Origin of the sequence: Haloechinothrix sp. LS1_15 (assembly GCF_033042135.1) — a bacterium.
In the GTDB taxonomy this organism is placed as follows: domain Bacteria; phylum Actinomycetota; class Actinomycetes; order Mycobacteriales; family Pseudonocardiaceae; genus Haloechinothrix.
Genome location: NZ_WBXM01000010.1, coordinates 47,868 through 59,824 on the forward strand (window position 1 = coordinate 47,868; position 11,957 = coordinate 59,824).

An 11,957-nucleotide genomic window follows, 5' to 3' on the forward strand; every position below is an offset into this window, starting at 1 on the left:
TTCGTAACGCTAGGGGTGCGCGGGATCAACCCGACCGCACGACGGGGAGTTCGGCGGCGATGAGCTTGACCAGCGCACCGAGCCGCTGCCGCTCGGGCTGGCTCACCGGGATCCCCTCGGCAACCAGCGGGGCCGCAGTCACCGGCCCGACACAGGCGCACAGCACCCGTTCCCGCAGCGCGGTACGCAGCTCCTCGTAGCGACCGTGCTCGGCCGCGAGGGTGAGCAGGTTGGCCGCGGCGGGCGCGCTGGTGAACGCGATGGCATCGAGGCCGCCCGCCACGGCCGCATCGATCATGCCTGCCACCGCCGTCACGTCGCGGGGGCGTTGCCAGCGATACGGCTGCAACTCGATCACCTCGGCGCCCGCACTGGTCAGCGCGCCGACGAACTCCGGCAGCGGCGCTCCGTGCAGTTGCACCGCGGTGCGGAGCCCGGACACGCCATGGCGAAGGAGGTAGTCCAGCACGTCGGCGTTGGTCTCCTCCGGCGAGGACCACTCCTCGGTGAGCCCTTCCCCGCGCACCGCCCCCTTGGCTTTCGGGCCGCGCACCACCAGCCGCGCCCGCCCGAGCGCGGCACGCAGCCGGTCGTCGAGCCCCCACTGCCCGGCGGCCGAGAACCAGCCGCGGAAGCCCTGCCCCGTGGTGATCACCGCGAGGTCGATCGACAGCCGCAGCACCTCCTCAGTCGCCGTACGCAGCTGCTCGTCATCGGGCAGCGGGACGATGTGGATCGTGGGCGCGTGCCACACCGTCGCGCCCTTGCGTTCGAGCGCGGCACGGAACTCGTCGGACCGGCGCTCGGCGGTGATCCCCACGACACGGCCGCGCAGCTCGCTGCCCTCGGTGGAACTCATACGACCATCCTCCCAAGCCGCCGCGAGGCGGCCGGAGCGACCACCGGTGCCTGGTGGTCACCCGCACCGTGGCACGCCGCCCGGTACCTGCGCTCGATCACCTCCACCAACCGGGAGGGGATATCCACGGCACCACCGGGCGGCAGCGCGCACAGCGGATCGGCGACGGCATCCGCCTCGCAAGCCGCCAGCGCGCGCTGGAACAGGCCGGGCGCGAGCAGCCACGACGCCACCGCCACCCGGCCCCTGCCCCGCTCCTGCCGCACGAGCTCGGCGATCGGTGGCCGTGCCGTGGCGGCGTAGCCGATCCGCACCGGTGTACCGAGCCGGGTGGCGAGCAGGTAAGCCATATCATGGGTACTCGCCAGCGCGCGCGGGTCGCTGGACCCCGCGGCAGCGAGCACGACCCGGTCCCCTGCCCGGTAACCGACGGCAGCGAGCCGGTCGAGCAGCACCCCAACCAACTCGGGTGCGGGCCCCACCGGCGCGGCCAGCAGCGCCCGATCGTGGCCACTCGCCGCGATCTGCGCCGGGATGTCGGCCCGCACGTGGTAGCCGCTGCCGAGAAACGCAGGCACCACCACGGCGCCCTCGCCGTCCCAGGCAGCCTCGGCGAGCACGTCGGTCACGCTCGGCGCGCGAACGTCCGCGTAGGCCACCCGCACCCCGACCGGGTCGATCCGCCGCCGCACCTCGCGAGCCAGCGCGGTGATCGCTCGCGCGCCCGCCGGGTCCCGGCTGCCGTGCGCCACCAACACCAGCACGCCCTGTCACCCCCCGGGTTCCTCGACCGGCGCCGTCGCCGAACAGGCCGAGCCGGGTGACGCGTCACTGGAGGGCCGCGTCACCCGCAGCCGGTATCCCCGCTTGACCACCGTCTCGATCATCCGGCTGTCGCCGAGCGCGGACCGAAGCCTGCCGACGGCGGTCTCCACGGCGTGCTCCTCCCCGCCCTGCGGCAGGCAGTCGAGCAGCTCCCGCCGCGGGACGACGGCGCCCGGCCGCGCAGCCAGCGACCGCAGCACCGCCATGGGGGCGGGTGCGAGCTGGCGCAGCGAGCCGTCCACCACCACGGCCTGGCCCCGCACCTGCACGGAGTGCCCGGCCACCCGGTAAGTGGGCGAGCGACCGGCAAGGTCGGCCGCGAGGCGGTGCACCATCGCCCCCAGCCGCCACCGGTCCGGCCGCACCACGGAAACCCCCACCTCTTCCAGCGGTCCCGCCGCGGCGGGACCGACGGCGGCGACCAGCACCCTGGAACGCATCGCCGCGGTCAGCTCCCGCTCGCGACCGCCCCGCCGCGCGATACCGAGCGTGCCCTCGGCGGCCGCGGCGCTGGTGAACGCCAGCGCATCGATCGCACCGTGCACGGTGTCCTCGACGAGCCGGTCCACCGGCTCCCTGTCGGCCAGCGGCAGCAGCCGGTACACCGGGATCTCGACGGCCTCCGCACCTGCCGCCCGCAGCGCCGCGAGGAACGACGGCACCGGCCTACCCGGCGGCAGCACCGCCACGCGCCTGCCTGCCACGCCCGCGCTCGACAGCCGGTCGAGCAACTCGGCCATCGACAGCGGGGCGGGCCCGGGAACCACTTCCAACCCTTCGGCGGCCGCTGCGGCGGCGGTGGCCGGCCCCCGGCAGTGCACCTCGGCACCTCGCAGCGCGCCGAGTAACGCCCCGGCCATCCCCCAGCTGGCCGCGGCGTCCACCCAGCCCCTTACCCCGGTCGCGGTGAACGCGACCAGGACCTCGGCAGGCCGTTCGATGAGCCCGTCGATGCCCGCGCGTAGCTGTTCTCCCGAGGTGACAGGAGCCGTCCGCAGTGCGGGGGCGTAGCGGACCTCGGCGCCCTGCCGCACCAGCAGCGCGCCGAGCTCGGCCGCCCGCCGCGAGGCGGTGATCCCGATGCGGTAGCCCGTCAGCGGGGTGATCCCGGCCGCGGCGGCGGGTGCCTCGCCGATCACCGGCGCCGCCCGCCCACGGCGACGATCCCACCGTCGATATGCACCTGGTAGCTGGCCACCCGTACCGACTCGTCGTCGAGGCACCGCCCGGTCCGCAGGTCGAACTGCTGCTTGTGCAGCGGGGAGGCCACAGTGGGGATGCCCAAGGTGTCGCCGACGATGCCGCGCGCGAGCACTGCCGCCCCGCTGAACGGGTCGATATGGGACAGCGCGTACACCTCGTCGCCCGGCAACCGGAACACCGCTACCTGCTCACCGCCGGGAAGCAACGCGGCCACGCCGCCGTGCTCCTCGATCTGTTCCAGCAGGCAGACGGGCGTCCAGTCCCGCTCGTCTGTACCGGTCTCCCCGGTGGCGCTGCCCGCTCTCGTGGTGTTCATGCCTACCTCACCTCCGGGCTGGGAAGCAACACGGGAACCGGCTGCTCCCGCTCGGTGCGAAAGGAGATGGTCGGGTCCGGCGCCTCGGGCGCGTTCACGAACGACGTGAACCTGGCGAGCTTGTCCGGATCGGACAGCACGGCCTGCCACTCGTCGACGTAGTTGTCGATGTGGGCGGCCATCGCGGCGTCGAGTTCGTCGCAGATACCGAGGCTGTCGTCGACGATTACCTCGCGCAGGTGGTCGAGCCCCCCGTCCATCTCCTCCAGCCAGCGAGCCGTTCGCTGCAGCCGGTCCGCGGTGCGGATGTAGAACATCAGGAAGCGGTCGATCAGTCGAACAAGCGTCTCGTAGTCCACATCGGATACCAGGAGGTCGGCGTGCCTCGGCATCATGCCGCCGTTGCCCGCCACGTAGAGGTTCCATCCCTTCTCGGTGGCGATCACGCCGAAGTCCTTGCTCTGCGCCTCGGCGCACTCCCTCGCGCAGCCGGACACCGCGGCCTTGATCTTGTGCGGTGCCCGCAGGCCCCGATACCGCAGCTCCAGCTCGACCGCAAGGCCGACCGAGTCCTGCACCCCGTACCGGCACCAGGTGGAACCGACACAGGACTTGACGGTGCGCAGTGCCTTGCCGTACGCGTGGCCCGACTCGAACCCGGCGTCGACGAGGCGACGCCAGATCGCGGGGAGCTGGTCGACGGTCGCGCCGAACAGGTCGACACGCTGGCCACCGGTGATCTTGGTGTACAGCCCGAACTCCCGCGCGACCTCCCCGATCACGATCAGCTTCTCCGGGGTGATCTCCCCACCGGGAACCCGGGGCACCACCGAGTACGTACCGTTGCGTTGCATGTTCGCCAGGAACCGGTCGTTGGTGTCCTGCAACGTGGCCTGCTCGCCCTCCAGGATGTGCCCGTTACCTTGCGAGGCCAGGATGGAGGCGACCGCGGGTTTGCAGACAGCGCAGCCCCGTCCGGTACCGTATCGGGAGATCAGCTCGCCGAACGAGGCGATACCGGTGGTCGCCACGATCTCGAACAGCTCCGCGCGCGACTGCTCGAAGTGCTCGCACAGCGCCGTGGACTGCTCCACGCCGCAGGAGTCGAGCAGCTTGCCGAGCACCGGCACGCAGGAGCCGCACCCGGTTCCCGCGCCGGTGCACGCCTTGAGCTCCGGCACCGTGCAGCAGCCACCTTCGGTGATCGCGTCGGTGATCTGCCCCTTGGTGACCGCGTTGCAGGAGCAGACTTGCGCATCGGCAGGCAGGGCGTCGACACCCACGCCCCCGCCGGATCCGGTCTCCGGCGCGAGGATGCCGACCGGATCGCCAGGCAGCGCCCGGCCGACCAGGGTGCGCAGCGAGGTGAACTCCGCGGTGTCCCCGACGAGGACCCCGCCGAGCAACGTCGCGCCCCCGTCTCCTGTGGCGCCCGTGCCGCCGGTGTCGGAGACGACGAGCTTCTTGTAGGTCCCGGCCACGGGGTCGTTGACCACCACCTCGAGCGCGTCCGCGCCCTCGCCGTGCGCATCGCCGAAACTGGCCACATCCACGCCGAGCAGCTTGAGCTTGGTGGCGGTGTCGGCACCGGCGAACGCCGCGACCTCCCCGGCGTGCTCGTCCCCGCCAGCGGTGAGCTGCGCGGCCACCGCCTCGGCCATCGCGTAGCCTGGTGCGACCAACCCGTAGCAAGTGCCGTCGACTGCCGCGCACTCCCCGACGGCGTACACGCCAGGCACACCGGTACGGCAGTGGTCGTCGACCAGAATGCCGCCTCGCTCGCCGGTGGCCAGCCCGGCCTCGCGCGCCAGCTCGTCGCGCGGCCGGATCCCCGCGGCGAACACCACCAGATCGGTATCCAGCTCGGTGCCGTCGGCCAAGCTCGCCAGCAACCTGCTCCCGTTCCGGTCGATCGACGCGACCGACGTTCCCGTGTGCACCGACACGCCGAGCCGACCGACCAGCCGGGCCAGCAGGGCACCACCGCCCTGGTCGACCTGGAGCGGCATCAGCCGTGGCGCAAGCTCCACCACGTGCGGCGACAGCCCCAGCTCGCGCAGCGCCTTCGCCGCCTCTAGCCCGAGCAACCCGCCACCGACCACCACGCCGGAGGCACGCCCCGCACCACTGCGGGCGGCCCCGGCGGCCCGCCGGATCTCGTCGAGGTCGTCGATCGTCCGGTACACGAAACATCCAGGCAGGTCGCTCCCGGTGACCGGCGGGACGAACGGACGTGATCCGGTCGCGAACACCAGCGCGTCGTAAGGCTGGACTACGCCGCTTGCCGTGGTCACCAGCCGGTTGGCCGTGTCGATCGTGGCAGCGGGGTCGGCCAGCCGCAGCTCGACACCGCCATCACCCGCGTAGTCGGAACCGGGCAGGAGCAGCGCGTCGGGATCCCAGGAGTCCACATACGACGACAGCGCGACCCTGTCGTAAGCGGGTCGATCTTCCTCGGCGAGCACCACGACCCGCCAGCCCGCACCGCCCTCGCTCGCCCGCACGGCCTCGACGAGGCGGTGTCCCACCATGCCGTTACCGATCACCACTAGTGTGCGACTCATCCATCACCTCGGTGCTCAATCGTCGGCGCATGTCCAGCCGTTGCCACCCATGCTGTCCGCCTGCCGTGTCCGAGCTGCTTCCGCGATGTTTCACCGTGGTTACCGTTCGCTCGCCCGCGCGGCGCGACGGTGTGCACCGCATGGCGGCCTGCCACCACCAGGGGTTTCGCTAGATGTCAGCGTGGGCCAGGTTCGGGGCGCGGTCGACGGCGAACCGGCGCCGCAGGTAGTACCACCAGGTCAGCGCGATACACACGGCGTAGAGGGCCAGCAGTGACAGCAGCGCGGGGGTCAACGTGCCCGCACGGTCGAGCGAGGCGCTGAAGGCGAGGTTGACCAGCACCCCGCCGAAGGCGCCCACGGCGCCTGCCACCCCGACGACGGCACCCGCTTGCCGCTTCGCCGCCGCGAGCGCGGCATCGCGGTCGCCGCCTCGCGCGGTGTCTCCCACCTGTGCGACGAAGATGCGCGGGATCATTCGGTAGGTCGAGCCGTTACCGATCCCGGCGAGGACGAACAGCACCACGAAGGTCGCGAAGAACAGCGGGAAGCTGTCGGTGGCCACGCTCAGCACGACCGTCACCGTGCCCAGTGCCATTCCTGCGAACACCGCCAGTGTCACCCGGCCCCCGCCGAGCCGGTCACCGAGCCAGCCACCGACGGGCCGCGCCAGCGTGCCGATGAGCGCTCCGAGGAACGCCACGCCGACGAATCCGCCCGCGCCGTCGAACGCGATACCGATCAGCGAGGGGAAGGCGAACGAGAACCCGATGAACGACCCGAACGTCCCGATGTACAGCAACGACATCACCCACGTCTGCCGGTTGGCCATGGCGAGCCGGTACGAGACGCCGTCGGGGCGTGCCGAGCTGATGCTGTCCATGAAGAACCAAGCGCACGTCGCGGCGAGCACGATCAGCGGGAGCCACATCAGCGCCGCGTATGCGAGGTTGATGCCGGTGCCGAGGGAGATCGCCACCGGAACCGTCAGCTGCGTCACCGCGACCCCGAGGTTGCCTCCTGCGGCGTTCAGACCCAGTGCCAAGCCCTTCTCCCGTTCGGGGAAGAAGAACGAGATGTTGGCCATCGAGGAGGAGAAGTTGCCGCCACCAAGACCCATGGCCGCCGCGGTGAGCAGGAAGAACCAGTACGGGGTATCGGGGTTGGACACCGCGTAGGCCAGCATCACGCATGGGATCAGCAGCATGCTCGCGCTGAAGGTGGTGAATCCCCGACCACCGAAGACCGGGATCGCGAACGTGTACGGGATCCGCAACGCGGCACCCACCAGGTTGGGCACGATCAACAACCAGAAGATCTGCCCGACACCGAAGTCGAACCCCACCGAACCGAGGTGGACCACCACGATGCTCATCAACACCCAGACGCTGAACCCGAGATTCTCCGCGAAGATCGAGCACACCAGGTTCCTGCGCGCGATCCGCTTTCCGGTGCTCTCCCAGAACCGCGGATCTTCCGGATCCCAGTGATCGAGCCACCGCCCCTTCCGTCGTGCGGGCTCCCGGCCGCGTTCCGGCGCCTCGAGCACAGCAGTCACCCTGAACCTCCCCGCCTGTCGGCCCCGTCCCGCTGCGCGGGCCACCGCGGCGGGCGGGCCGGTGTTCACGTGGTACGTGCGGGCCGCTGGCGCCCCGCTGCCTGCACACGCTAGGAAGCGACGGTTTCGTCCGGCCGTAGCAGCGATGGCGTCCCTGTTACTTCATCCGCACAGCGGGGCGAACCGGTTGTGCGAGGGAGCCGCGCGCGGATCGGTTCCTACCGGGAAACAACGCGCGGCGCGATTTCTTGTGGGGCGGTGAACACTATCTCGTGGTCCGGTGAACACTGTGGCGGGCACCGCGCGCGAGCCGGTAGTCTCCCGCCCGGTAGTCCGACACAACGGACCACCTGCGGCTATGGGGGAGACACGACCTGCCCCGGTCGCCCGCGATGCGAAAGGGGGGCAGGCATGCGCCTGCGATCGATCGTCGTCTACGGCAGTGCCATCGGACTGGCACTGGGGGTCGCGTTCGGCGGAACCGCTCTCTCGGTCGGCGCGGCCGATGCCGGTGAGCGGACCGCGGTCGAGCGCGCGGACGGCGAGGCGGAACCGGAACCGACCGGCACGAGCGAACCGGACAGCCCGCAACCCTCGGACACCGAGACCTCGGAGCCGGAACCCACACCTACCGGCACCTCGCAGCCGGAACCGACCGAGACCGGCACCACCGAACCGGAGCCCACCGAGACCGGCACCACCGAACCGGAACCGACCGAGACCGGTACCACCGAGCCAGCACCCACACCCACTCCGACCGCGACGTCCGAACCGGAGCCAACCGAGACTGAGCCCAGCCCGACGGCGACCGAATCCGAAACCGAGTCCGGGTCGCCAACCGAGCCGCCCGAGCGCCAGAACCCCGAGCCCTCGGCTACGGAACCGTCCGGGAGCGCATCCGGGGATGACGCGAACGCCAACGGCGCTGGCGGGGGAGGCGGTAGCGGCGGCGACAGCGCCCCGGCGCTGGAACCCGAACCGTCGGCACCGGCCAACCCCGCCGAGCCGCCGGAATCCGAGGGATCTGACGCGAGCCGCGACGGACCGGACGGTATCGACCTTCCCGAAGGGACGCCCGAGATCACCCACGTCCCGCAGTTCGGCATCCTCGGCCACGAGAACCGGGAGGAAGAGCAGAGCCCCACCGAACGACCAGGCGAGGTCGCGGCAGTATCACCCGCGGGGCATTCCGAGGTCGGCGGCGTGGAACTCGCCGCTGTCTGTGCCCTCGCCGTGGTCACCGGGCTCCTCACCCGGGCGTGGGTGCTGCGCCCGCTGCCCCGGCGGTCACGCTGACCTGCGGCTCACCGCGGAGGATGGGGTGGCCGCCGGTGGTCGCCGTCGACGCGCGGGATGATGCGCGTCGGTCGCTCGTCCCTGACGACCCCACCGTCAGGGTCGTGCCTGGGCCACTCCACCGGCTGCAGTTCCTCTTGGCTGCTGCGGACCCGCGCTGCGATGGCGGCCACGCTCGGGCCGCCACGTCTCCCGCGCCTGCGCCGTCCCCGCCGCACCAGGTAACCGGCGGCGAGCCCGAGCGCCCACAGCAACGGTGCGCCCAGTATGGGCAGCACGTAGAGCCAGGCACCGGTCACGGCCGGACGCCGAATGGGTACTGAGCGAGCAACCTGCCTCCCGATCCCGCACACGACTGCGGGTGCCGTGTCGAACACGGTCGATGCGCGTAGTGATTACCCTAGGTGTCCACCCTGCTCGACGAGCGTGAGGTTCGGCCGTCACGGCACTAGGGACGTCGCAGGTGAGTACCGTGGGGCACCGGACACGGTGATCACGACCGTCACCTCACCGGCGAGAAAGGACAGGGCCCGTGGAGTACGTATCCCTCGGCAGCAGCGGTCTGAAGGTCTCCCGCATCTGCCTCGGCATGATGACCTACGGCAGCCCTGAGTGGCGGGACTGGACACTCGACGAAGCATCGGCGAAACCGATCGTGCGGCAGGCTGTCGAGCAGGGCGTGATTTTCTTCGACACCGCCGACATGTACTCCCGAGGGGTGAGCGAGGAGGTCACCGGGCGGCTGCTGCGTTCGTTCTTCCCCGCACGGGAGGACTACGTGCTGACCACCAAGGTGAGCTTCCCGATGAGTGACGGACCCAACGACCGCGGGCTGTCCCGCAAGCACATCATGGACAGCATCGACGCCTCGCTGCGCAGGCTGGGCACCGATCACGTCGACCTGTACCAGATACACCGCTGGGATCCCGAGACACCGATCGAGGAGACCATGGAGGCCATGGCCGATGTCGTCCGCGCAGGCAAGGCCCGCTACATCGGCGCGAGCAGCATGTACGCGTGGCAGTTCGCGAAGGCGCAGTTCACCGCGCGGCTGCACGGCTGGCCCCGCTTCGTGTCCATGCAGAACCACTACAACCTGCTCTACCGCGAGGAGGAGCGGGAGATGAACCCGTTCTGCCTCGACCAGGGCGTGGGCCTGCTGCCGTGGAGCCCGCTGGCACGGGGGTGGCTCACCGGCGGCAGGAGTACCGAGGAGAGCAGGCAGGCGAGCGTGCGCGCCGGTTCCGATGACTACGCGCACCGCCTCTATGGCGAGGCGAACCTGGAGATCGTGGATGCCGTGAACCGGATCGCGGCGAACCGCGGGGTGCCAGCCGCCCAGGTGGCGCTGGCATGGTTACTCAGCAAACCCGGGGTGGTCGCTCCGGTCATCGGAGCCACCAAGCCGCGATACGTCGACGACGCGGTCGCCGCACTGGAGCTCGACCTCACCGGCGAGGAGATCGCCGAGCTGGAGGCGGGCTACCGCCCGCAACCCGTCCGCGGCCACCAGTGAGGGCGCGAGCCGAAGGGCTCCTTGGGTACACGATATGTACCGAACGAGTCCTTCGGCTCGCACCCCCGGCGGGGTCGGTCACCAGCAGACGTCCCCAACCTCATCCGTCAGGCAGCTCGTAATACGTTCCCTTACGCTCGCCTCGTTTCACCAGCTTGCCCTGCCCCGCCAAGCGCCGGAGCAACCTGCTCGATTGCTCAGGGGCGATCGCGCACAGATCCGCAGCGCGAGCTCGACTGATCCAACCGTGCGCCCGAACGTAACTCAACACCATCTGCTCCTGCTGCAGCGGTTCGAACCCGCGTACACGGACATAACCGGACGAGGATTCAAGCGCACGATACACAGCGGCAGAAAGATGCCACGTTCGTCCTTTCTTTTCGCCACGCGCCTGCACCCAACCGTGTTCGACCATACGGGACAGCAGACTTCGAGTTTCGGGTTCTGTGCGCTGTGTCAGCTCCGCGAGCTCGTGGGTGCTCGAACGTCGTTCACGCAACAGTTCCGACAAGATCTGGAGCTCCGGCAGGCTCAACGGGCGCTCGCTGACCTGCTCCTGCTCCAGCACCCAGCGAGTAACCGCCATATTGGCGGGCCCTCCCGGAAGAATCGCCACGACCTGTTGATCAGTGGTACGTCCGAAGTCGGGAGCGGCTCGCCCCACACGGAGCTGCTCGGCAAACATCCGGTTGATTCCGCGCCCCGTGCGCTCCACAAGGCCCGCTCGCTTGAAGGCGTCCGCAAGCAACGGACTCCTCGGGTGCGGCGGAGCAACCAGGAGGTTGTCCAAGCGAATCCCTTCCGGGAACCCCCCTGGACTCGATACCTCGAGCTGATCTTCGGACCATTGAACATGCACCGCCCCTCGGCGCGTGTAATCACGATGGGTCAAGGCATTGGCGAGCACCTCACGAAACGCTGTTGCCGAGTATGCGGGTACTGCCACACGGAATAGCCCGGTCTGTATCTCCTCCTCGCGATTACGTGCCGTGAAGCGCGAATACATCTCTTCCGCCAGCCGGAACAACGGAAAGTGGAAGAAATCGTTGACCTCGACCTCGAGCCCGCGCAGGACCTGAAACGCCGCCTCGTGCGTGGGAACGAATCTGCGCAGCGCAGCCACTCGACCGAACAACAAGAGCGAACCGATACTGACTTCCGTATCGGCTGGAACCAGCCCCATAGCCCGCGCGATCTCATGGTCCGACAAGTCAGCGAGCACACGATCGGCCCGGTCACCCGATTCCGTAACCATGCGTCGCACCCGTTCGAACTCGAGCGGATCAAGATCATGCCATGATGCTTCCCGTACCGGCAAGGCCGCATAATCGACAGAACCCCGATCGATTTCGCTGGATAGCATCTCGTGCGCGTGATACGGGACGCACATCGGCCGCCCGTCGCCACTGATGGCTCGACGCAGATACGTCCCCCTGCCGGTACCGACAACGCGCGTACTGTTGGGCACCTCTACGACAAGAACTGAGACACCGTCCACCTCCACCACGTCGACCCTGGTGGTGACGGGTGGCTGCGTATTGTTCGCGATAGTCGCCTGCACCCGCAGTGGGTTCGTTGTGCCATGCTCATGCCGCGGACGCGCGCCCGTCGGGGTCCCGTCATCTTCCACACCCACTACCAAGGCCCCACCAGAGCCGTTGGTCAGGCAGGTCACGACCTCGACCAGGTCGCGATCGTTCAACGGACCTCGCCGCTCGCTCTTGAACTCCACTTCGTAGCTCTCACCAGCAGCAAGCCACTGGCGAACACGCCTCACCAGGTCGTTGACCTCGGAATGCACATCTCCATCCTTATCAAAC

The 11,957-nt window shown here is 69.6% G+C and carries 10 protein-coding genes; 2 read left to right on the forward strand and 8 right to left on the reverse strand.

Annotated features, from left to right (window positions below; translation table 11 throughout):
• Window positions 1-25: 25 nt before the first annotated feature.
• The 6 genes from F8178_RS15445 to F8178_RS15470 form a co-directional block, all read right to left on the reverse strand.
• A complete protein-coding gene (locus F8178_RS15445) occupies window positions 26-859 on the reverse strand; it encodes a uroporphyrinogen-III synthase (protein ID WP_317495509.1) in 834 nt (277 codons plus the stop codon).
• Window positions 856-1,623, reverse strand: a complete 768-nt coding sequence (locus F8178_RS15450) for a sirohydrochlorin chelatase (RefSeq protein ID WP_317495510.1) — start codon at window positions 1,621-1,623, stop codon at window positions 856-858. The genes F8178_RS15445 and F8178_RS15450 overlap by 4 nt, the downstream gene beginning before the upstream one ends.
• A 6-nt stretch (window positions 1,624-1,629) precedes the next feature.
• A complete protein-coding gene (locus F8178_RS15455; protein WP_317495511.1) occupies window positions 1,630-2,823 on the reverse strand; it encodes a uroporphyrinogen-III synthase in 1,194 nt (397 codons plus the stop codon).
• Window positions 2,820-3,203, reverse strand: a complete 384-nt coding sequence (gene nirD, locus F8178_RS15460) for a nitrite reductase small subunit NirD (RefSeq protein ID WP_317495512.1) — start codon at window positions 3,201-3,203, stop codon at window positions 2,820-2,822. Before nirD ends, F8178_RS15455 begins: the two co-directional genes overlap by 4 nt.
• A 2-nt stretch (window positions 3,204-3,205) precedes the next feature.
• On the reverse strand, window positions 3,206-5,767 hold the full coding sequence (gene nirB / locus F8178_RS15465) for a nitrite reductase large subunit NirB (protein WP_317495513.1): 2,562 nt from the start codon (window positions 5,765-5,767) through the stop codon (window positions 3,206-3,208).
• A gap of 169 nt (window positions 5,768-5,936) precedes the next feature.
• Entirely contained in the window at window positions 5,937-7,325 is a 1,389-nt protein-coding gene (locus tag F8178_RS15470) for an MFS transporter (protein WP_317495514.1), read from the reverse strand.
• Window positions 7,326-7,736: 411 nt separating this feature from the next.
• Between F8178_RS15470 and F8178_RS15475 the strand changes: the two genes are divergently transcribed.
• A complete protein-coding gene (locus F8178_RS15475) occupies window positions 7,737-8,621 on the forward strand; it encodes a hypothetical protein (RefSeq protein WP_317495515.1) in 885 nt (294 codons plus the stop codon).
• Window positions 8,622-8,629: 8 nt separating this feature from the next.
• Here F8178_RS15475 and F8178_RS15480 read toward each other — a convergent pair whose 3' ends face one another.
• Window positions 8,630-8,920: a hypothetical protein gene (locus tag F8178_RS15480; protein WP_317495516.1), complete on the reverse strand. Its 291-nt coding sequence runs from the start codon at window positions 8,918-8,920 to the stop codon at window positions 8,630-8,632.
• Between the two features lie 233 nt (window positions 8,921-9,153).
• On the opposite strand from F8178_RS15480, the gene F8178_RS15485 reads away from it, so the two are divergent.
• Entirely contained in the window at window positions 9,154-10,137 is a 984-nt protein-coding gene (locus F8178_RS15485) for an aldo/keto reductase (RefSeq protein ID WP_317495517.1), read from the forward strand.
• A gap of 100 nt (window positions 10,138-10,237) precedes the next feature.
• Here the strand turns inward: F8178_RS15485 and F8178_RS15490 are convergent, their stop codons facing one another.
• Entirely contained in the window at window positions 10,238-11,938 is a 1,701-nt protein-coding gene (locus tag F8178_RS15490) for a DNA glycosylase AlkZ-like family protein (RefSeq protein WP_317495518.1), read from the reverse strand.
• Window positions 11,939-11,957: the final 19 nt, after the last annotated feature.